Raw genomic sequence first — 21,733 nt, 5'->3', positions numbered from 1 at the left:
AGTGGATTACTTCACTAAAAAAACACCAGTATCGGTTCATCACCATAAAACTCCATGGTCATGGTGTGTCCGATACTGGTTCAGCATTCATTCTGATTAAAATAGATTCAATAGGCTTGTTACGTTTCGCGTGAATCGTACTACAGTCGCTTGCCGCTACCGTCTTCCCACATTACTTCACATTCATCTTTGATGGCAGCTTTTAATAATTCAACCAGTGGGAACGCTCGACTACCGATATTAACAGGCGCTTCAACCACCTCTTCTTCATTGTCGTCATCAGTATTTTCATGCTCTACGGACTTGCTCTGCTCTGCTGCAATAGCAGCACGTAGATTATCCAGAGCTTGAGGAACCTCTGAAGCATCCATAGCACCTGGGATGGAGCCGCTATGCCCAAGCATCTTGATGAACTGGAGGCCGACTTCACCAAACATCGTGACACTAGCATGAGCTTTACAACTAAAGGTAATTAACATAATGAGCCTTTCTTAATTTTGGTCGTTTACAAACTATGTGGAGTAACTCTCTGGAAAGCAAGTAGATAAACATCAAACAACGGTTACAAGTTTGATGCTTAAATCTAATCTTCTAGAGATGACCAGCACCATCGGTGATATACATCACTATTTGGAATTGATTGAACAGCCTTTCATATGAAACCTTGATAGTAGTCACACTAAATAGACATCTAAGCCTCTGCATAGCTTGTTATTTAATCTACTATTAACACCATTATCAAAAACTTTGGCACAGATCACATGAAAAGGCTCGTCGGCAGGCACCTAGAAGAAATGGCGGACATACGATCCACCCGCAAGCAAAAAATTGTCCACTCCTTTTCACTGACTGCCGCTGCGTTATTCATTTTCTACACTTGGGCTTACTTCCAAGGCCAACATTACACACTGTCGGTTTTCGAATTGTGTTTTGCACTGATCGCTATCTCCAATGCATTTTACGTAAGAAAAGTCATTAACCCTGAATATTCCGAATTGATCCTGAGCGGTGTTTTACTGGTTCAAGGGGTCATCCTATTTTTGTACAGTCACGCCATTCCTGACCGAATTCTTTGGCTCTACCCTATTCTGGCGGCGGTGATTTTTATCAATGACTTCAGAATTGGAATCATCTTTAGCACCTCATTTTGTTTGTTTATCAGCACCTTAATTACAGCAATGCCCAACAATTTTTCTTTACCATTTAACAGCACACACAGATTTTTCCTTAGCTTATTTACCATGAGCTTGGTGTGCCACACATCCGCCTATTACTACACAAAAGCCGTCAGTTATATTCAACGCCTGTATAAAGAAGGCATTGAAGATCTCGCTTACAGAGATCAGTTAACCGGCTTGGCAAACCGTTGGAGCTTTGAACGCTGGGCGACAGAAAAACTAGCCACCGTGGATAGTGAGCGATCACTTACGGCATTGGTCTTTTTGGATATAGATGACTTTAAAGGCATTAACGACAGCTACGGGCACGATGTGGGAGACAGTGTCTTACAGCATTTTGCCAATCGCTTGAGCAACAACATTCGAACCAGAGACAGAAAAAGCCATGAATACGATTATTCCATCGCGCGCTTTGCTGGAGACGAGTTTGTTCTGATGCTCTACGATGTGCCAACTCGTAAAGATCTAGACGGCATTCTAGATAGGATCTGCGGGCTGTTCGAAAGCGGCTGCCAAACAAACGAGAGAATCAAGGAATTGACGTTAAGTGTTGGGGTTGCTTTGTATCCGCAAGATGCCCAAGAATTACATGAGCTGACGAGATGTGCTGATAAAGCGATGTATGTTGCCAAGCATTCAGGAAAAAACCGATATGCTTATTATCACGACAACCCAGTATCGACCCTGATAGAAGAACTACCAACGAGCCTTGTTAGCTCAGCACCGGATTCATCTGAACTTGAAGATTGCTTTGAAGCGAAGATCGAAGGGAACAATGTTACGCTATTAAAAACGCGCCAACGCTAGCCATTCCTATAACGGAGCGGCGCTGCTAACCTGCAAGGTACATAAGCCAAAGACTCACTAACCCGATCATAATAATCCATATGACTTGACGTGTTCGGTTTGGGTTATTTCCTTTAGGTCGCCTCACCACGGTTTTAAAAGCGGCTTGCTTAGCTGACTGAATAAACGGCGCTTCTATCTCACGTTTTTTCACGCGGCGTTTAACTGCGCTGTTTGCAACCTCTGTAAAGCGCTGGCTTTGCTCCGTTGTAAAGTCGTTATCAAAACCTATCCGACCATGCCTTTCGCCATGTTTTTGCTGAACTGCCATAGCGGCCTCCTTGGCGATATACTCTCTATTGAGTATAGACATAATTTCATATTGTTACCTGTTCAAGATTTTCGAATAAGTCACTCAACGCTGTGCCATCTTCTTTTTAAATCAAATTACATAAACTACAGCTATTCAAGTTTATGAGGGTTTCAAAATGACGAATGTAAGAGCAGTAGATCATGTGATTACAGCACATGCCACCTCAGATGGTGATGGCGTCAAAATCCAACGACTCGCAGGTTTTAATAACGCACGTTTCTCTCCATTTTTAATGATTGATGAACTGAAGTCGGATGAAAGCAAAGACTATGTTGGCGGCTTTCCTCCACATCCTCACCGTGGGATAGAAACGCTCACTTACATGCTCCAAGGTCACTTCCAACACAAAGACCATATGGGGAATGTTGGAGAGCTACGCAGCGGTGGCGCTCAATGGATGGCCGCAGGCCGTGGTGTCATTCACAGCGAAATGCCAATGATGGAAGAAGGTGCGCTGCATGGTTTTCAGATTTGGATAAACCAACCTGCGACACACAAAATGCAGCCAGCTCAGTATCACGATTTCCAAAGTGAAAGCATCGCGGAGCATCAAAGTGAACAAAGTGGTTTGTTAAGAGTGATTGCCGGAGGGTTTGAACTGCACAACCAAACTGACAAGGATTCAGAGGCTTTACGAGCGCAGGGTCCATTACAGAAAACAGGTGTGCCATTAAGCGTTGCGGATTGGCGCTCTCATTCTGGGCAAAAAGTCACGTTAGGGACTAATGTTAATCACAATGCCATGACTTATGTGTACCGAGGCAGTATTAAGATCGGCGACAAAGTCATCAACCAAAGTCAACTTGCCCTGCTCACCAAAGCTGAATTGTTGTCTTTAGAAAGCCTAGAAGATTCAGGTGTACTGATTTTTTCTGGTCAGCCGATTAATGAACCTGTCGTGCACTATGGTCCGTTTGTCATGAACTCGATGGAAGAGATTGAACAGACAATTCAAGACTACAACAACGGTGTGTTTGAGACTTACTGATGTCTTGGCTTTGAGCTTTGAGCTTTGAGCTTTGAAGATTGAAGATTGAAGATTGAAGAGATTTTGCAACGAACAACGATTTGGTCATCCATTTGATGACTACAAAAACAAGTGACACTATCCACTGCCGGTTACTATCACTTATTTAACCACGCTCCTAGAGCGTGGTTTTTTTCTATTAAATCAGAGACAAACGATGCCTGATTGAACAAATTTAGACCTGATTACAAGTACTCACATAGGTAAGCAGTCGCTTCTTTTACCTGTAGGTCGAATGAAGAGTCACCCGCAACGTCAAAAGACTCACCAGATTGGTATGTCGTCCAGTCATCATCACCAACACGCTTTACAATCAAAGCACCTTTAACAACGGTCATCTTTTCTGGAGCCGCAGTACCGAACGTGTACTCACCAGCCGCCATTACACCAACACTCACATCAGCACCAGACTGGTTAAACGCTAACGACTTAACGCCACCTTCAAAGTATGTGTTTTCTTTAATCATTGTACTTCCTTGTTATCTTCAAATTGCAATTATTGAGCTCACCGAGTAAGCCTATGCGTAAATTTAGGTGATAATTGTTTTAACCAATTCGAGACTTTCCTACAAGAAATAAATATGCATAGCTTAAGCATTTCTGGAGTTCGCTTTCATTGATAGCGTAAATACTGAGGAGCAAGGCTAAAAACCACTAACGCAACCACATTTATTAGAACATTCGATCCTGCTTCTAACTCTTAGAACAATTTTTGCAAACTAAGGTTTTAATTAATAGAATCTAAAACAATATCAGTCGAAAAATGAAGAGATAATGGCAAAAAAGCCGACTAAAAGCAGAGATCTATTTGCCAACTCGTTACTCTACGGCTTCCTATTAGCTGGCTTTATGGTTGCCCTCACCGCCGGCTATTTTGCTTACCAAGCCCACCAGCAATCTGTCAGCCCAAGTAACGTCTATGGCACATGGATAGAGATTGCGGCGCCACCTTACAACACCGACATCCTGACACTTTCAGAAAACGGTGTGATGATGAATCATCGTCTTATCACTACCTCATTCGATTTTGACGGGAAGATCGTCACGATCAACACTGGCTCTGGAACCACCGTTTACACCATCAGTGGTACTTACGATTCGCCTCGCTTAAAGCGATTAGAGCCAAGCGTACCATCTCAGCAATTTATTAAAGAAGGCTACGAAGATACTGCGACTGGTGATACCCATAGTGTCATGCAACAACGACGCGCTTCCTTAGCTGAGCAATTCAAAAGATAACCCTCTTATCCATACTGCCATAAGCATTCGTCTTCAAGTTTACCCGTCGATCGACCCCGCTCGCTCAACATACTTCACTTTGTGATTCAGCTTCAATCCACAGTATTTTCTTATAGTTTGTCGCACCTTTTCATAACTTCATGTCGTGAATTTTCACTTGTGAGATTTTCCTACTGAAGGATGTTTTATTTTATAAAACATGGACTCAGCCTCTCATTCATTAAGCAACAGAATTGTAACAAGATACAATTTTTTAGTTGTCCATCGAAAACGGATTTATTTTCAGTTATGAAATTAAAACTCCCTCGAATACTGACTGGGAAGCTCCTTCAAAACTGATTGGAGCCGTTTATGGGGCCATTGGGTTCTCGTAATCTTCAAGGAATGAGAGAAATAGTATGATTCGTATAAATACCTGTGCTGCAAGCATTGCTCTAGCGCTATCTGGTACAGCATTAGCTGCTCCAACAGCACCTAGCATCGACATGTACGGTTCCAACAACCTGCAATTTTCTAAAATTGAACTCGCGATGGAAACCACCTCTGGCTACAACCAGATGGTGAAATATCACGACCAAGCGAAGGTCGACGTTAAGTTCAACCAATGGAGCGGAACGTCAGGAAACACGTACAACATCTACTTTGATGGCGTTAAAGTGGCCACCGGCCCAATCACTGGCAGCCAAACCACAGCTTCATTCGAATATGGCCAAGGCGGCTTATTTGAGATGGAAATCGAAGCGTGTGATGAAACAGGTTGTAGCAAGAGCGCACCTGCTCAAATCACGATCGCTGATACCGATGGCTCACACTTAGCGCCACTTGCGATGAATGTGGATCCGAACAACAAGTCATACAACACAGATCCAAATACGGTAGTCGGTACTTACTTTGTAGAGTGGGGTATTTACGGCCGTGATTACACCGTTGATAACCTACCCGCTGACAACTTAACCCATATCCTTTATGGCTTCATCCCAATTTGTGGTCCGAACGAATCAGTTAAATCAGTAGGCGGTAACAGCTACAACGCACTCATGACAGCTTGTCAGGGTGTTAACGATTACGAAGTGGTGATTCATGACCCTTGGGCGGCTTTCCAGAAAAGCTTCCCTCAAGCGGGACACGAATACAGCTCACCGATCAAGGGTAACTACGCAATGATGATGGCGCTCAAACAGCGTAATCCTGATTTGAAGATCATCCCATCGATTGGTGGCTGGACGCTGTCTGACCCGTTCTTTGATTTCACAACTAAAGCCAACCGTGACACCTTTGTAGCGTCTGTTAAGAAATTCCTTAACACATGGAAATTCTACGACGGTGTGGATATCGATTGGGAATTCCCTGGTGGTGGCGGTGCTGCTCCAGACCTTGGTGATCCTGTAAATGACGGCCCAGCTTACATTGCACTGATGGCAGAACTTCGCGTGATGCTAGATGAGCTAGAAGCGGAAAACGGTCGTACTTACGAGCTCACTTCTGCGATCGGTGTTGGTCACGATAAGATTGAAGACGTGAACTACGGCGATGCTATCCAATACATGGATTACATCTTCGCAATGACTTACGACTTCTACGGCGGTTGGAACAACGTGTTAGGTCACCAAACAGCACTAAACTGCGGTAACTTCATGCGTCCTGGTCAATGTGATGGCACAGGCCTTGATGAAAATGGCGAACAATACACAGGCCCAGCTTACACCACAGACAACGGCATCCAACTGTTGCTTGAGCAAGGTGTTCCAGCGAACAAGCTTGTGGTTGGTACAGCGATGTACGGTCGTGGTTGGGAAGGCGTATTACCATCATCACTCACCGATCCGAGCGACCCTATGACAGGCGTTGGTAACGGCAAACTGAAAGGCAGCTCTGCGCAAGGCGTATGGGAAGATGGCGTTATTGATTACAAAGGCATTAAAGCAAACATGCTTGGCGCGAATAACCAAGGCATCAACGGCTTCGAATATGGCTATGACGAAATGGCAGAAGCGCCTTACGTTTGGAACCGCACTTCAGGTCAGCTAATCACATTTGATGATGATCGCTCTGTAAAAGCAAAAGGCGCGTACGTTCGTAGCCTTGGCCTTGCGGGTCTATTCTCTTGGGAAATTGATGCAGATAACGGCGACATCCTGAATGCAATGCATGAAGGCCTAGCGGGCGGTACAACTGATCCTGTCAACCGCAAACCAACGGCAGCTGCAGGCGCAGACCAATCAGTTGAAGGCCCAGCCTCTGTTTCTCTAGATGGCAGCGCTTCAAAAGACAGCGACGGTACAATCGCGAGCTATGCTTGGTCACAAGTAAGCGGCACGGCAGTAACGCTGGCGAAAGCGAATGCGGCTGTTGTAAGCTTCGATGTGGTTGAAGTCGCGCAACAAGAAGCACTCACGTTCAGCCTAACGGTAACTGATAACGAAGGCGCTACTGCAACTGACACCGTTGTTGTAACGGTAACTCCTAAAGACACAGGCCCAGTCAATACAGCACCAGTTGCTGTGGTTACGGCTCCGGCTGAAGTGAATGCAGGTGATGTAGTCGTGGTTGATGCTTCGGCTTCAAGCGATTCAGACCAAGACACATTGACCTTCACGTGGGATGTACCTGCTGGTATCGATGCAACGGTTCAAGGTGCTTCAGTGAGCTTTGTCGCGGCGGAATACACGCAAGATACAACGCTGAACTTCTCTGTAACGGTCAGCGATGGCACTGATACATCGGTTGCGGCTACTTCAGTGAAAGTTCTAAAGAAAACCACAGGCGGCGGTACGTGTACTAACGCTTGGGATTCAGGCGCGGTTTACACTGGTGGCGACCAAGTGACTCAAGGCGGTAAGATTTGGGAAGCGAAATGGTGGACAACCGGTGAAGATCCAACAACGACAGGCCAATGGGGCGTGTGGAAAGAGATTGGTCCTGCAAGCTGTTAACTAAAAATAGGGTTGAGCTAAACACCAACTAAGCACCTAAAAGCAAGGCCAACCAGATAATGTCTGGTTGGCCTTTTTAATGTTTGTTTTCTTAGCTTTGAGCTTACGATCTTTTTACTGGCGTCCTACTGACTTGCGCTCGTTGTGCTTAGCCAATTAAGTTATCAAAGCTCTCGAACACTTGTGGGCACTTCATTACTCGCCCGTGGCCCTGTCCTTGAGTCGCAATTAAAGTAACGCGACCCATTTCATTAGCAGCACGCTGAGACACATCAAACTTAGTAAACTTGTCTTGCTCATCATGAACGATGATCGTTTGAGACTCACGAAGCGCTAGCTTTCCATAGGGATCAACAGACTGAATTGGATAGTTAAACTGCTCTTCTACTTCTCCGACTACCGCTTCAAACAGTTTCATTGAGTAACCAGAACGTGCGACGCTGCCAAATAGGTTTTCTAGATAATCCAGTACAGGTGCAATCAGCAATAGTGGCTTGTTTTCCAATTTAACGTGCTTACATTCCAACGCAGAAGCCGTACCCATGCTGTGGCCGACCAAACCAGCTACCTCACCTACCGAATCTAGAATCGCTTCAAGACCGTTCACAAACGCAGGAATATGACCATGTACACCATCACTGCCACCATGAGCAGGGTGATCATAAGCCAGAGCCGTAAAACCTTTAGCGGCGATATGTTCCATCAGAGGGAAAAACTGACTCGCGGTGCCAGACCAACCATGAGTCAGCACCCAAACAGGCCCCGTACCCAAAGAATAGGTTTTTAAAACGCCATCACGACCTTTGATTTCACTCTTGATAAGCCCTTGGGGATCAGCATTTTTCTGCTCAGTACGCATTGGAGTGAGCAGCAACTTACGTGCTGTTTTCTTCGCATGACTCGGCGCTAGGATGTAATGAAGATTGGTTGTTGCGCCAATTAAGCTGCGCTTGAAGCTGAATTTGTTCGATGTATTAAAGTAGATTTTGTCACTCATGAACGGTCCTTGTATCGCCATCATCATTGGCGGATCGAGCTCGGCCCTGAAAATCGAACGACCGTGCTATTTGTTAGTATAAAAAATGACGATAGCGCTGTTTATGATTGCTTGCCGCCACTTCTGTTAAAATCTTTTGCAAACCTTAGTTAAGCAAAGTCACATGATTTGCGAGTTAACCTGCTGTATGTATTAAACCGCTCTCCAACTGGCTACCAAGCGCTCGACACCACTCCAAAAATGGGTGTGGCTCGCTTGTTGGCCTCGTAACGAGTAGAACAAGTTCGCACTCAAATAAAGACCGTATAACTCGAAGGTTGCCTGTTTCGGGTCTAAATCGGCTCTGAACTGTTTGCTCTCAACCGCTTTTGCTACCTGAATCGACAAGTAGTCAATCCACACTGAAATGGTTTTCTGCAGTGCTTTCTGAATCACAGACCTTTCACTGCCCGCATCTTTCCATGCATCAATAAACATGCAACTGCCTTGGAATGAATGGTTCCAGCCCAGCCAATTGTCGAGCAGCTGTTTCAATTTCGCTTCAATATCACCATCTCCCAGCTCTCTTGCGGGAATGATGACTCTTTCGGTGAATATGGCGTTGGAATACTCGAGTACAGAGAGTTGCAGGTTTTCTTTAGAGTTGAAGTGTGCAAACAAGCCACTCTTAGACATGCCACACTGCTTGGCTAACTCGCCAATCGTCAAACTCTCAAGCCCATTCTCACTTGCAAGCGCGAATGCATGGCTCAAAATATACTCTTTGGTTATCTTTCCCTTACTCATTATTCACCAATAATAAATCTGATACATTATTTTTAGCACGTTCGTTCTTTTTTTCAAGATTTTTTACTTAACCCTAGGTATTCATTTTGTCTTATCAAAGAACTGTGGAAAAATGCGACAGTATTCAAAGGAATTTGAGTTAACCGATTATTGAGTTTAATAACTAGGGAAAGAGAATGAACACACTTTGGGAACAGTTTGCGTTTTCGGCGTCAGTAACAGGCCCTATCTGTTTAATGCTGTTTCTTGGTGTGATGCTCAAACGAATCGGCTTAATCAACGACAATTTCATTGATGTCGCATCTAAGGTGGTCTTTCAAGTCACCCTACCCGCGATGCTATTTCTGAGTATTGTTCAATCGAATCACAACTTTTCAGCCAGTAGCGCGTTAGTTGCCTTTGGCGTCATCGCTAACTTTATCTTTTTCTTGTTCACGATTTTCTCGACCAAGTTAGTATTTAAAGGTTCGAAAGATCAAGGTGTGATTGTCCAAGGTGGATTCCGCGCTAATACCGCGATCATCGGCCTCGCCTATGTAGCTAATATTTATGGTAACCAAGGCGTGGCATTGGCGGCTATCTATGTCGCATCCCTAACCGTGCTATATAACATTCAAGCCGTAATTGCACTGACACCCAAAGGCGAAGACACTGGCGCGAAAGCGATTAAAGTGATCGCTAAGTCGATTACTAAAAATCCATTGATCATCGCCATTTTCTTAGCAGTAGTCTTCTATGCGCTTTCGATTCCTATCCCCAAAATGGTGACAGACGCTGGTCAATACTTTGCCAACATGACGTTGCCTTTAGCACTGCTGTGTACCGGTGGGTCGCTCGATATCAGCTCGCTCAAACAAGAAAAGTTGTCGACTTGGTTCGCCTCTAGCTACAAGTTAATTGCCTCACCGTTACTGATTACATTGGCGGCTGGGTACTTAGGATTTGAAGGGCTCGATCTCGGGCTTATCTTCTTGATGAGCGCAGCACCAACAGCAGCGGCAAGCTACGTTATGGCTCGTGCGATGGGAGGAAACTCAACACTGGCGGCTAACATCATCGCGCTTACTACTGTTGTTTCTCTTATCACTTGTACACTCGGCATTTTTGTACTTACTGCAATGGATTTAATATAGCTGCGACAGGCTTCAAAAAACCGACACAAGCCTTGAAACAAAGGTCATAAGCCTTGATTTAGGACTAACTGGTTGGGCATAAAGACTGCTAGATTTCGTAAAAATTTTACTAAGAGATCTGATATGTCTTCCGTTCAACATACGCCTTCACAACACATCGCCAGTATTGAGTTAGGCCGAGTGATTGCTATCTTGGCGATCATTGGTTTACACGGTCAAATGGCACTCACTTATTGGCAAATAGATGAAGTGCCTTGGATCGGTTATATACTCAACCAAACCGCTCGTTTTGCGGTACCTCTGTTTTTCCTAATCTCCGGTTATCTTATTCAGCCCAAGTTGACTGCCTCCCCGTGGCAAACCGTCATTAATTACTCTAAACCACTGCTTAATGTTTGGTTGGTATGGAGCATCATTTGCCTAGTGATGCCATTCAACCTCGCGAAGGTAGAAGAGTTTGGATACCTAGGTGAGCGCCAAGGCTATTGGGGTTTCTTAATGAACACTCCGCTTAACTCTTTCTTAGAGGGTGGATTGGTTCATTTATGGTTTATTCCCGCTCTCGTATGTGCAGTTTTGATCATTGCTTTGATAGTCGAAATGAAACTCGACAAACTGCTATTACCGGCGGCTATTGTACTTTACGTTTATGGTGTTTTGGCAGGCAGCTACGCAACGCTAACCGGGTTAGAAGCACCCTTCTTCACGCGTAATGGCCCGTTCTTTAGCACGTTAATGGTGACCTTAGGTTTCCTTATTCGTCAGAATCAATGGAAGGTGTCATCAACTAAAGCGTTGGGGCTATTAGCGTTAGGCATGTTGATTCACTTTGCTGAGGCGGCATGGCTCACCACGTTCGACGTCGGATTCAACATGAATGATTTCTTGTTTGGCACAGCGCTATGGGGGATGGGCGTGTTTATCTGGCTTTTGGCTAATCCAAACATGGGTAACTACGCTTGGGTTCGAGCCATTTCAAATCGCATGCTGGGTATCTACGTTAGCCATTTACTGATCATTATCGTGTTGTTCAATGTCTGTGGAGTGTTAGGCATTACGGAATTGGCCAAAGACGTTACGGTATTTTTTGGCACCGTATTGTTGAGCTTCGGGTTGGTTGTTGGGATCGAGAAAACACCACTGCGACGCGTGCTACTTCGCTAGTGTTTATACCTAAAACTATCCGCTAAATCAGTTTTAAAGAGCCACAAAAAATAAAGGCAAGATAACGAGTTATCTTGCCTTTATTTCATCATGTCAGTAACGAGAGTCTGTCACTCGTTGGAGTGTTATCGGAACGCCATTGCGCCCTTGCCAACACCTTCATAAGCGACGATTTGTAGTGATTGGTTCTCTGCTAGGCTAGGCTCAACTTGATCCGCAATATAGCCCGCAAGTAATTCCACCGTGGTATCGGTCGGCAAGATTTCCGTCTCACTCTTAGCAATCGCTAGCTCAAATTCGCCTTGTGGCGCGGTGTAGCGGAAACCATAGTGACTTTCATCATTAACACTGTTCGCGTTTTCACTCAGGTTAAGTGATGAAACTGAAACTTGGTCTTCTTTAGAACCTAAATAGATGTCTTCCCAACGCTGAGCAAATGCTTGTTCACGTTGCTCGTCACGCTGACCATCGACCACGATTTCTACTGGAGAACGGTGACCATGGGCGATGCGTTGGCAGTTGCCATCATGCTTTTTCAAACCATGAGTGTAGTGGTAAAACGCGCCATTAATGTTCTCATGACGAAGGGTGATCTCTAAGCCTGTGACGTTACTTGGTAGGTTATCGCGAAGAATATTGTAAACGTGTGCGGTCACACTCTCGACGGTGATCGCTTCTGCATCAATCAGACAATATGCTTCATCTGGGCAATGTAGGTGCAGACTCTTGTCACCACGCAGTACATCAACCTTAGAGTAGCCCGCTTTGCTCGCTTGAAGAACAATTGCAGCGCTTTGCATTGGCAGCAGCAAACGGTGATCAACATGCTCATCGACAAGCTGTTTGATCTGCTTTTTGACCTTGCTAAAATCCAGCACCATGCTCATTTCATTAAGTTCACCAGACATGGTGACATCTAAAATCCAACTATCTCCTACGACCCCTCTGTGTTCACAGATGTATGAAGAATCGATAACGGTAAGGTCTCTTACAAATAGGTTCAAGTTGAACTCCTTAATACTTTAATGAGATACGGGAGGCTGAATAATGTTCAGCAGGCACTTCGTCTCATTGGTGTCTAGATAAAATAGGACGGGCAGGATGTTACAACGAGCTTATAAAGTCCACCTTTTTACACCCTCTTCCGATAAAAGAACAAACTACATACAATTTCCGCTAAAACATAGACCAGCCAGATACGAATAGCCATAAATCGGGTGGGGATTGCCTGCCGTTTCACGACGCATTTTGCTTTAGCCAAAGGCGCGGCGACACTCCGGCAACATGTTGAAAAGCACGTGAGAATCCTGAATAGCTATTGTAACCCACTTCATCAGCGACCCAATTGATCGGCTTATTTTGCAATAACAGAGATTGAGCAACAGAGACTCGCCACTTTTGCACATAATCTCCCGGCGTTTCACCCACTTCCCGTTTGAACGCTTCAATAAACTGAGTACGAGACATCGCGGCCAGTGACGCCATTTCGGCAAATAAACAATGCAAGGCTGCGACAAATGCCTGTGTTCCGTGTGAGCGCTAGACAAGCTCAACTCCCCCGCGCTCAATACATGAAGGTGGCCCTCTTTACCTTGTTGCGCGTTAAATGACGATACTCCACACAGGTTTCCAGAATAGAAAACGCCAGTGCGTATCGAGAAGTGTTCCATTAGTTGTGAAAGCAGATCCATGCATCCTCCGAACGATTCGCTTAGTTTTTAGTTCTTTTGTCCCTCTATAGACCGGACGAGTGGGCTAAATTATTTCAAACAAGATAACCAACACTGACAAGGAACTTGATATGTCACACATGAAATCGACCAGTCAAAAAATCACTCTAATGGCCGCGTTACTAGGCACCAGCTTTTCGTTAATGGCAGCAGACCTTGATATGAGTGTCGACAGCAATAACCTCGCAATTAAAGGCTATGATCCTGTCGCTTACTTTGCCAATGAAGGTCCAGTAAAAGGCACATCTGAGTTCACAGCGACCTATAAGAATGCGAACTATAACTTTGCGAGCAGTGAAAACAGAGATGAATTTCGAGCCAATCCAGAAGCCTATGCACCTCAATATGGCGGTTACTGCGCGTTTGGAGTAGCCATGGGTAAGAAGTTTGAAACCGACCCTCTCGCTTGGAAGGTGGAAGATGGAAAGTTGTATCTGAACTTAGACAAATCGGTTCAGAAACGCTGGCTGGAGAATACACAAGAGTTCATCCAAGACGCCAACAGCAACTGGACAACCATCAAAACCGTAGAAGCCTATAAGCTCTAGCCTACAGCGCTTATCCATTGCCCAAGAATAAAACGGAAGCGACCGAACGCTTCCGTTTTCATTGGGATTTTCCCCAAAGACGCCAACCCAAAGCGATTGGCAACACCTACTAAGTCCATTTCTATTCTATACTCCTAGAAGATAAGCTTTTCTTTTTATGGAAGAATAATGACATTACCTAGGATTTTGGTACTCGGCCTCTGCGCCCTATCGGCACTGACTTATGCCAACCCGTGGCAGTTCGTCAAAAGTGAAGATGGCATCATGATTGATAAAAGGCCACACAGCGAAGGCTTGGTCGAAATACGAGCACAGATGCAAACGCCCACCACTTACTCCGGTTTTTTACTGTTATTGGAAGACAGCGAGAACGTACCAAACTGGATAGATAACGTGTCGCAAAGCCGTGTGTTGATGCAGATATCTGAAGATGAAAACATCGTCTATACCCAATTCAAAGCACCGTGGCCTGCCAGAGATCGAGACATGGTGACCTACTCAAAATACAGCATCGAGGATGGGCAGTTTGTTTTGTCGATAAAGGATGCGTCGAACTATTTGGCGAAAGAGTCGGGGTACATTCGAATCTACGATGTGGACGCACTTTGGACACTGCAACCGCTGACTAATGGCAATACCTACATCACCTACACCGCGTATGCGAACGCAGGGGGCATCTTGCCAAATTGGTTGATGAACAAGTTATCGATAGGCAGTGCACTGAGCACGTTTAAGGGGCTAAAAGAACAGTTACCAAAGTACCAAGGCCAACAGCACCCTAACCTGCCAAATGAGTCTCGCTAACGATACAAGTCGATAAGTAAATGGAGGTATTAAGGTTAAAGATTAAGGTCTTCTAGCGAGGTCGCGAGCTAAGATAAGCGCCAAGCCAAATACTTGAAGAAACAGGGCGATGTTCTTATAGAAAGCCATTTTCTCATCAAGCCTTTGGATTAACTCAACCAAGGTCAGGTTATCCAAATAGTAATCATCGATTCGAGTTCGTTGCGCTTCTTGTGCACTGTTTATCAGCATCATAAGCTTAGGTAAATTAGCCAACGAGATGGCCGGCACCTCGTCACTCACCCAACTCCGAAGTTGTCCGCGAAGCGCTTCATCAAGAACTGTGGCAGGTTGAGCGATTTCTGGGGATAGCTTATCAAGGTGAATCAAAATCGCTTCACGCTTGCGCTCTAGGGTTTCAATCGTATTCCAAGCAAGCTGTATTGAGTACACATTGCCGTATTTGCGATCGTTGTACTCCGCTTTCTCAGCTTCAATTTTATCGAGCACCAAGCTCGACATGACAATCGCCATGATGTTGAGTATCAAGCCTGCGAGGACAATCGCCCAAGCAGGAGGAAGACGCAACGCCATAATGCTCCCTAGAACATTTTATCAAAAGGTAGGTAAGCTAAGTTTAGGACAATCAAAGAGATCATGCAGATAAGCGTTAACACCATACCCACTTTTCGACCTTTGAAGTTCTTCGCTAAGATCCCTTTCGCATGAATCACACGCCCCAGAATAAACGCCACACCAATGACATGAATCAGCCACACACCGGCGCCATTCATCTCTAACAATCCCATCAAAATAACGGTGATTGGGATGTAATCCATAGCATTACTTTGTGCCGAACGTGCTATCTGTAACGACTCGACACCGCCATCAGCATGAGCAACAAGATTGATTCGCCTTTGCTTGATCACCTCTATTGCTAACCAAATCATTACGATCGTCAGCAAGGCTGCGTAAAGTGCTGTAACCATCATATTTCCCTATTATTTTGTGTTTACTCAGTGTTCTTTGTTATCTGTTCGACAACACCCGGCTTTGTTTCCTAATTGGATCTCAGATAGAAACGGCCAGTATGGGTGATTATTAGGCTATTTCTATCGTTTTAGGCATACCTAACCCTGTGAGCTTATTCAACGCTTTAATCATGGCGTAGGTTTCACCAACCTGAGCATTATAGTTTCTTAAACTTAATCGCCCACCAAACAGTGTCTTTACACGGAACATAGCCGTCTCTGAAAGTGACCGTTTATGGTAACCGTACTTCTTTTTCCAATGTTTATTTGAGCCGTATAATTTCTGGCAAGCTACCGCCAGATTACGGGGGTGACCTCGTAACCAAAAAGCAGCACCTTCTCTCGGTGGAATAAGTGGAACAGCTTGTTTAATACGTATTGCTTCGTAGCATTGTCTTGTATCGTAAGCTCCATCACCAGATATCTCATTGATTCTACGACGAGTTTGATTCAGTAAATTAGGAAGAGCTTCACCGTCAGTGACATTCGATAAACTTAACTCAGCCGCAATGATTTCATGAGTGCCAGTGTCTACGGCTAAATGGAGCTTACGCCAAACTCGACGCTTCCCGTCAGTACCATGTTTTTTTACTTTCCATTCACCTTCACCGTAGACCTTTAGCCCTGTTGCATCAATGGCTAAATGCTGTATTGCGCCTCGGGTCTTTGTCTTGAATGACACATTAACCGTTTTGGCTCGTTTACTGATGCATGAATAATGAGGACATGACAACGGGAGTTGAGCGAGTTTGAAAACAGAATCGATGAATCCTTGTAACGCTCTCAACGGCATCGCGAATACTCGTTTAACCATGAGGGCGGTCGTAATGGCTAAGTCACTAAACAATCGAGGTCGACCTCGTTTACCTTGCTTGAGTTGCTTCCACTGTTGAATCGTTTCCTCATCAATCCAGAATGTCAGTGAACCACGATTGATTAGGGCTTGGTTATATTGTTTCCAGTTAGTTGTTCTGTAGCGAGGCTTTGGCATTGCTCTAAGTATGTGAGTGAACTTAGATGATCTGATCGTAGCTTTAAGCATTAGTTCCCTGATTTAGGAAACAAAGCCCCCCGTTCGTGCAAATATAGTGGATACACCGAACGAATATGAGTGGAGCAGTTGGCCTTTTGTTACTGGTTTAAAAGAGTCACCAGACTGGCTAGCGGTTGATCAAACCTTGTTTCAATTTGGCCGCCAGAGAAATAAGGCTGTTGAGAAATACAAGCAATTCGTTTTCGAGGGGGTTGGTAAGCCACTATGGACAGGATTAAAGCAGCAGGTGTACCTAGGCAGTGATGAGTTTGTGAACAGTCATCTTCCTAATTTGAATTTAGCAGAGGGAGATATCAAAGAGGTTCCGGCAAAACAGCGACGTGCTAAACCTCTTTCGCTAAAGGAGTACCAAGACTCAGCGCCTAGTAGAAATGATGCCATTATTGCTGCATTTAATAGCGGTGGCTATACGCAAAAGCAAATAGGGAATCACTTCGACTTACATTATTCACGAGTCAGCCGTATAGTGGCAAAAGGCAAGACCTGCCCCCCCCCCCGTTGTTAGGTATGCCCGTAAGAAATGAAGTGGCTTAATTGCTCGCAGCCCTTGGGGTTACTACGCTCTTAGGGAGGAATTGTTCAACAACGCCACCTGTAAATCTCAAAAATCCTACATATTTTTCTTTAAAATTCCGCTTCCGTTTATTTTGTGACTGAATGGGCGCGTTAGCTAATATTTTTTGTCATCTACTGTGTTTCTGGCTCAGCGATTGGGTTGGCTGGGTTAAAATTTATTGGTAAAAGATCGGATGTCCTATTTCACTTCCATTTTTATTCTTTTTTTTCATTACTTTAAGGGGATTTAGGCTTATGAGGCGATTTTGATAGTATAAAATAATTTACTTAGCGTGCTAACCAAGTATAATAGTTAGCACGCTAGGTAAATGGGAACCATGATGCAAAAAGAATTCGACCATATGAAAGAGCTATCACTGGCAGAACAATTGGGGCGTCTGCATCGCTTATGGCGCACCGCTGTTGACATTGAACTTGCCCCTTTAGAGTTAACTTACCCACGCTGGACAGCCTTATGGAAACTGTGGCGATTAGGCGACAACCTCAGTCAAAAAGTATTAGCCAATGCCTTAGAAATTGAACTGGCCTCTTTAATGCGCACCTTAGCCCAATTAGAACAGCAAGGGCTCATTGAACGCCACTGTTGCCCCCATGATAAACGCGCCAGACTTGTCAATTTGACTCCTGCTGGACTCGATTTAATAACGAAAGTTGAAGTAACAATTATCAATATCCGTAGCCAATTGCTCTTAGGCATAAACGCTGAAGAACTTACTGAGTTTGAAAGAGTAATTAATCTGATTGGTAATAATGCGTTAACCAAATTAGCTAAAATGACAGACAAGTAAGTGAATACAAATATGACACCAGATCAACAATTTTCGCGGCTAACAAAAATTGCCTTAGCAGGCTTTATGCTGGTATTTGGTTACTTTATGTTTGCTGATGCGACTATGCCATTAACGCCGCAGGCTATGGCAACTCGGGTTGTGACTAAGGTTACCCCACAAGTTAATGGCCGCATTAAAACTATTGCTGTCACTAATAACCAAGTTGTTAGCAAGGGTGAATTACTGTTTGAAGTAGATCCTAGACCGTATAAGTTAGCGGTAGATGAAGCGCAGTTGGCTTTAGAGCAAGTCCAGCAAGATAACGCTGAGCTAGATGCCTCTTTGTTAGCGGCGCAAGCTGATGTCAATGCCAGCCAAACCACATCACAACAAAAACGCAGCGAAGCAAAGCGTCTTGATGCACTGTACAAAACTAATGGCGTATCCCAACAGCAACGCGATCAAGCTGACAGCGATGCCGCTGCGGCTGAAGCAAATTTGCTGGCAACCCAAGCCCGTTTAAAGCAATTAGAAGTGAGCCGCGGTGTTTACGGTAACAATAACTTAAAAGTACGTCAGGCCGAAAATCGCTTAGCCCAAGCCAAATTAAACCTGTCTTATACCCAAGTTCATGCGGATCAAGACGGCACAGTTACTAACTTGCAAATCATGGTCGGCGGCTTTGCGGCCATTGGCCAGCCACTGCTGGCTCTTGTTTCTGATGATGTGGATATTATTGCTGATTTTAGAGAAAAGGCATTACGAGATGTCTCAATTTCATCTAAAGCCCTTGTTGCGTTTGACGGTGAACCAGGCCGTTTATATCGCGCCCACGTCAGCAGTATTGATGCTGGGGTTAGCTCCGGACAGTTCGATGCCAATGGCAGTTTAGCGACTCCGCAACAATCTGATCGCTGGGTCCGTGACGCCCAAAGAATGAGATTGCATTTACAATTAGATAATGACGAAGTCATGAGAACATTGCCAACGGGGGCACGGGCGACGGTGCAGATAATGCCAGAAAATAGTTTGCTGAACTTATTAGCTCATGGGCAGATTAAAGCCATCAGTATGCTGCACTATATCTATTAACATCATACATTTGATAGATGCGCTATTTTAAATATATTACAGCGACACAAGGCAACAATCATGTTACTAAGATTTAATCCCATGACAGCCAATGATTTACGTCAATGTCTACGTATTGCCACTGCTGGCACGATTGGCTTTACTGTGTGCAAACTGTTCGGCTTTAGTAACGGGGTGTTTTATACTGTTACCCCTATGGTATTGCTAGGGCTAGCACCTGTGTTCACCGCCCATGTCGCGCGGCAGGTGTTGGCGTCTTCTGTCACAGCTGGATTAGTGGTAGGCGTTATCGGTGGTTTATTTGGTGGCCATCCAGTCTTAATGACCCTGATTATTTTTGGGGTGTTTGTTGGCTTTTTTACCGCCATGACCCGCGGCAGTTTTTTTCTTTATGGTGCCAATAGTTTACTTAATCTGAGCATCATGCTTAATTTTGCCAGTTACCCTGATACTGATCTAAACGGTCTCATCGGCGCTAATCTCGGCGCCACAATACTGGCAATCATTATCGCCTATATCATGGTCTCGTTAATCCCTGATGTTGAACCCAGAAAATTGCAAAAACCACCAGCAAAATCAGTAAATCGAATGCGACATGAAGTATTACTGGGGGCAACTATCGCCACAGCATCTTTTGTCGTGTTCCAGATATTTAATCTGCAAGACTCTATGTCGGCGCAAGCTGCCACAATTTTATTACTTTATCCGATGCATTTTACTGGGGTATTAAATTATGCCCTTAAACGTGCGATAGGTACCTTTCTTGGAGTGACATTCGGTGTGTTAGCCCAGTTGTTTCTTTATGATTGGTCAGGGCTGTTGATCTTAGTCGTGCCGGTTTTATGGTTTGGGTTAATGCTATTTAGCCAAGTACACGTCAAAGAAAACGTCGGCGCTGGGGTTGGCTTTGGAGCGATGACCACGCTAGGGATTTTATTTGGCCAATACCTCACCCCAGGTAGCGATCTGATATATAGTGCACTTTACCGTATTAGCAGTATTTTGGTTGCCATCGTAGCGACTTTATTACTGTGTTACATCATGCACACTTTACTTAACCGATTTGCTGCAACGCGCTTAAGTTATCAGTAATGCTGATAATGATTAATCGAGCATGGAAAAAAACTGCTTGTGACTCAGCATTAGAAACAATAGGGTCATGTCTTGTCTTTTGTCTCTCATAACAATCACCTGATTCCAGTACGGGATCAGGTACTAGTATTTCAATAAAGCAATTGGAGACACCGTTGAAACTTTTTCCTCTTTGCCATACCTGTAGTTATTCATGATTTGCTAATGTTTACTTTTCCGAAACTCATTTCTGCCCAAAGGTATGCTGGCGGTAGCATGTAACGCAAAAATGCCCTCAATGAAATGAGTTCTATTGCTTGAAAGTCGTGCGCCACTGAACCGGCGATACATGAAAAGCAGATTTAAAGTGCTTTCTAAATACACTGTCAGAGCCAAAACCCGCTTGCTCTGCAATTTGAGGTATCGATAGTTTCGTGGTTTCTAATAGACGTTGGCTAAACACCAAACGTCGATTTTGCAGCCATTCACCAAATGTACAACCATAGGTGGATTTAAACTGGCGTGTAAAGGTACGTTTACTCATCGCACAGCGCTCAGCGAGTTCATCTAGTGAATGAGACTGATTGAGACTCTGCTCAACCTGCTCAATCACAAGGTTAATACTTGTCTCTGTGAGGGGTTTTATGTTGACTGGTGCTGGTATGTATTGTTGCTGCCCACCATTACGAGATGGTGCAGTCACCATCTTACGAGCGAGATCATTCGCAAGCTCACTACCACACAAACGGCGCACTATGTGCAGACAGCAATCGAGTGAAGCTGCTACTCCAGCAGAGGTGATGATAGTCTCATGTTCAACAAATAGAGGGTTTGGGTCAAAATTCACCTTAGGAAATTGCTGCTGAAATTGTTCGGTAAATGCCCAGTGGCTTGTGGCTCGTTTGCCATCGAGAACGCCAGCACACGCGAGAACATAAGAACCAAGGCAGAGCCCTACCAGCAACTTCCCTTTATCATGATGATCTATTAACGCCTCTAGAAGTCGCTCACTTGGCTCTGGCAGGTCATTTGGCCAGCTTGGAATAATTATAATATCGGCTTCTTGGGTAGCACTTAGATCGCTATCGACCACCACACCAAATCCAGAGCTTGTTTCAAACCGCAAGCTGTTTTCGCTACAGATCCTCAAGTTAAACCGAACCGGCTGACCGAAAAAGATATCTCGAAACACCAGACAGGGCACAGAGAGATGAAAAGCACTGATGCCTTCAAAGGCTATCATAGTAATTTTAATTAACTCGCTTGATTTGTTCATGAGTGTCTCGATTTGCGCGAACGTTGACTTTCAAGACAGTATCATAAGAAGTCGGAAAGTAGCATACTAAATCGTATAGAGAACATGACTTGTTAGTGAGTTTAGAGAGGCATTATGAAGATCCACCACCTACGTAGCGCAACTTTTCTCATTGAATCTGGCGAAACATTTATCCTTATTGATCCT

23 protein-coding genes and 1 pseudogene are annotated in these 21,733 nt (G+C 44.6%); 12 read left to right on the top strand and 12 right to left on the bottom strand.

Features of this window, described 5'->3' with window-relative positions; genetic code table 11:
• Positions 1-140 precede the first annotated feature (140 nt).
• Positions 141-479, bottom strand: a complete 339-nt coding sequence (locus tag AB4329_RS10070; RefSeq protein ID WP_017061543.1) for a DUF1840 domain-containing protein — start codon at positions 477-479, stop codon at positions 141-143.
• A 315-nt stretch (positions 480-794) separates the two neighbouring features.
• On the opposite strand from AB4329_RS10070, the gene AB4329_RS10065 reads away from it, so the two are divergent.
• The gene (locus AB4329_RS10065; protein ID WP_371725542.1) at positions 795-1,985 is read left to right on the top strand and encodes a GGDEF domain-containing protein; all 1,191 of its coding nucleotides are present in this window, start codon (positions 795-797) and stop codon (positions 1,983-1,985) included.
• 25 nt (positions 1,986-2,010) lie between these two features.
• Here AB4329_RS10065 and AB4329_RS10060 read toward each other — a convergent pair whose 3' ends face one another.
• Positions 2,011-2,295 carry a hypothetical protein gene (locus AB4329_RS10060; protein WP_017061541.1) on the bottom strand — a complete coding sequence of 95 codons (285 nt, stop codon included), beginning with the start codon at positions 2,293-2,295 and terminating at the stop codon, positions 2,011-2,013.
• 157 nt (positions 2,296-2,452) lie between these two features.
• Here AB4329_RS10060 and AB4329_RS10055 point away from each other — a divergent pair, with 157 nt between their 5' ends.
• Positions 2,453-3,325 (top strand): pirin family protein, encoded by an 873-nt coding sequence (locus tag AB4329_RS10055; protein ID WP_017069674.1) that lies wholly within the window; start codon positions 2,453-2,455, stop codon positions 3,323-3,325.
• 224 nt (positions 3,326-3,549) lie between these two features.
• On the opposite strand, the gene AB4329_RS10050 is transcribed toward AB4329_RS10055, so the two are convergent.
• Positions 3,550-3,831 (bottom strand): pyrimidine/purine nucleoside phosphorylase, encoded by a 282-nt coding sequence (locus tag AB4329_RS10050; RefSeq protein ID WP_017057600.1) that lies wholly within the window; start codon positions 3,829-3,831, stop codon positions 3,550-3,552.
• A 307-nt stretch (positions 3,832-4,138) separates the two neighbouring features.
• On the opposite strand from AB4329_RS10050, the gene AB4329_RS10045 reads away from it, so the two are divergent.
• Both AB4329_RS10045 and AB4329_RS10040 read left to right on the top strand, forming a co-directional pair.
• Positions 4,139-4,603, top strand: coding sequence for a DUF2850 domain-containing protein (locus AB4329_RS10045; protein ID WP_017065063.1), 465 nt, complete (start codon positions 4,139-4,141; stop codon positions 4,601-4,603).
• Positions 4,604-5,001: 398 nt separating this feature from the next.
• Positions 5,002-7,536 carry a glycosyl hydrolase family 18 protein gene (locus AB4329_RS10040; protein WP_372138206.1) on the top strand — a complete coding sequence of 845 codons (2,535 nt, stop codon included), beginning with the start codon at positions 5,002-5,004 and terminating at the stop codon, positions 7,534-7,536.
• 148 nt (positions 7,537-7,684) lie between these two features.
• Here the strand turns inward: AB4329_RS10040 and AB4329_RS10035 are convergent, their stop codons facing one another.
• Both AB4329_RS10035 and AB4329_RS10030 read right to left on the bottom strand, forming a co-directional pair.
• On the bottom strand, positions 7,685-8,533 hold the full coding sequence (locus AB4329_RS10035; RefSeq protein ID WP_017065066.1) for an alpha/beta hydrolase: 849 nt from the start codon (positions 8,531-8,533) through the stop codon (positions 7,685-7,687).
• Positions 8,534-8,725: 192 nt separating this feature from the next.
• Positions 8,726-9,319: a TetR/AcrR family transcriptional regulator gene (locus AB4329_RS10030; protein ID WP_372138204.1), complete on the bottom strand. Its 594-nt coding sequence runs from the start codon at positions 9,317-9,319 to the stop codon at positions 8,726-8,728.
• Positions 9,320-9,495: 176 nt separating this feature from the next.
• On the opposite strand from AB4329_RS10030, the gene AB4329_RS10025 reads away from it, so the two are divergent.
• Together AB4329_RS10025 and AB4329_RS10020 are read left to right on the top strand one after the other, a co-directional pair.
• Positions 9,496-10,452, top strand: coding sequence for an AEC family transporter (locus tag AB4329_RS10025; RefSeq protein WP_017072390.1), 957 nt, complete (start codon positions 9,496-9,498; stop codon positions 10,450-10,452).
• 123 nt (positions 10,453-10,575) lie between these two features.
• Entirely contained in the window at positions 10,576-11,616 is a 1,041-nt protein-coding gene (locus AB4329_RS10020; protein ID WP_372138202.1) for an acyltransferase, read from the top strand.
• A gap of 125 nt (positions 11,617-11,741) precedes the next feature.
• On the opposite strand, the gene AB4329_RS10015 is transcribed toward AB4329_RS10020, so the two are convergent.
• Positions 11,742-12,620 carry a 6-pyruvoyl tetrahydropterin synthase family protein gene (locus AB4329_RS10015; RefSeq protein WP_372138200.1) on the bottom strand — a complete coding sequence of 293 codons (879 nt, stop codon included), beginning with the start codon at positions 12,618-12,620 and terminating at the stop codon, positions 11,742-11,744.
• Between the two features lie 232 nt (positions 12,621-12,852).
• A pseudogene (locus AB4329_RS10010) lies at positions 12,853-13,307 on the bottom strand (helix-turn-helix domain-containing protein).
• A gap of 110 nt (positions 13,308-13,417) precedes the next feature.
• On the opposite strand from AB4329_RS10010, the gene AB4329_RS10005 reads away from it, so the two are divergent.
• Positions 13,418-13,894: a YHS domain-containing (seleno)protein gene (locus AB4329_RS10005; protein ID WP_372138198.1), complete on the top strand. Its 477-nt coding sequence runs from the start codon at positions 13,418-13,420 to the stop codon at positions 13,892-13,894.
• Here AB4329_RS10005 and AB4329_RS10000 read toward each other — a convergent pair.
• A complete protein-coding gene (locus AB4329_RS10000) occupies positions 13,891-14,013 on the bottom strand; it encodes a hypothetical protein (protein WP_017061529.1) in 123 nt (40 codons plus the stop codon). The genes AB4329_RS10005 and AB4329_RS10000 overlap by 4 nt on opposite strands.
• A 49-nt stretch (positions 14,014-14,062) precedes the next feature.
• Here AB4329_RS10000 and AB4329_RS09995 point away from each other — a divergent pair, with 49 nt between their 5' ends.
• Positions 14,063-14,698, top strand: coding sequence for an START domain-containing protein (locus AB4329_RS09995; protein ID WP_372138196.1), 636 nt, complete (start codon positions 14,063-14,065; stop codon positions 14,696-14,698).
• 42 nt (positions 14,699-14,740) lie between these two features.
• On the opposite strand, the gene AB4329_RS09990 is transcribed toward AB4329_RS09995, so the two are convergent.
• The 3 genes from AB4329_RS09990 to AB4329_RS09980 all read right to left on the bottom strand — a co-directional run bounded on the left by AB4329_RS09990 (position 14,741) and on the right by AB4329_RS09980 (position 16,699).
• Positions 14,741-15,271, bottom strand: coding sequence for a DNA mismatch repair protein (locus AB4329_RS09990; protein ID WP_372074841.1), 531 nt, complete (start codon positions 15,269-15,271; stop codon positions 14,741-14,743).
• Between the two features lie 8 nt (positions 15,272-15,279).
• Positions 15,280-15,666, bottom strand: a complete 387-nt coding sequence (locus AB4329_RS09985) for an MAPEG family protein (RefSeq protein ID WP_017061526.1) — start codon at positions 15,664-15,666, stop codon at positions 15,280-15,282.
• 112 nt (positions 15,667-15,778) lie between these two features.
• Positions 15,779-16,699: an IS5 family transposase gene (locus AB4329_RS09980; RefSeq protein WP_086715048.1), complete on the bottom strand. Its 921-nt coding sequence runs from the start codon at positions 16,697-16,699 to the stop codon at positions 15,779-15,781.
• A 97-nt stretch (positions 16,700-16,796) separates the two neighbouring features.
• On the opposite strand from AB4329_RS09980, the gene AB4329_RS09975 reads away from it, so the two are divergent.
• From AB4329_RS09975 to AB4329_RS09960, 4 genes are all read left to right on the top strand, one after another.
• Positions 16,797-17,267 (top strand): hypothetical protein, encoded by a 471-nt coding sequence (locus AB4329_RS09975; RefSeq protein ID WP_372138194.1) that lies wholly within the window; start codon positions 16,797-16,799, stop codon positions 17,265-17,267.
• Positions 17,268-17,658: 391 nt separating this feature from the next.
• Entirely contained in the window at positions 17,659-18,126 is a 468-nt protein-coding gene (gene slyA / locus AB4329_RS09970) for a transcriptional regulator SlyA (protein WP_017059069.1), read from the top strand.
• Between the two features lie 12 nt (positions 18,127-18,138).
• Complete coding sequence (locus tag AB4329_RS09965; RefSeq protein WP_372138192.1) at positions 18,139-19,200, top strand: HlyD family secretion protein; 1,062 nt, start codon at positions 18,139-18,141, stop codon at positions 19,198-19,200.
• Between the two features lie 60 nt (positions 19,201-19,260).
• Positions 19,261-20,292: a DUF2955 domain-containing protein gene (locus tag AB4329_RS09960; RefSeq protein WP_017059067.1), complete on the top strand. Its 1,032-nt coding sequence runs from the start codon at positions 19,261-19,263 to the stop codon at positions 20,290-20,292.
• 289 nt (positions 20,293-20,581) lie between these two features.
• Here AB4329_RS09960 and AB4329_RS09955 read toward each other — a convergent pair whose 3' ends face one another.
• Entirely contained in the window at positions 20,582-21,547 is a 966-nt protein-coding gene (locus AB4329_RS09955; protein ID WP_136979886.1) for a GlxA family transcriptional regulator, read from the bottom strand.
• Positions 21,548-21,733: the final 186 nt, after the last annotated feature.

The sequence above is a fragment of the Vibrio sp. 10N.261.54.A5 genome, from assembly GCF_041471145.1.
Classification (GTDB): domain Bacteria; phylum Pseudomonadota; class Gammaproteobacteria; order Enterobacterales; family Vibrionaceae; genus Vibrio; species Vibrio crassostreae_C.
Note: the sequence above shows the minus strand (reverse complement) of the source record. Positions and strands in the feature narration are given on the sequence as shown.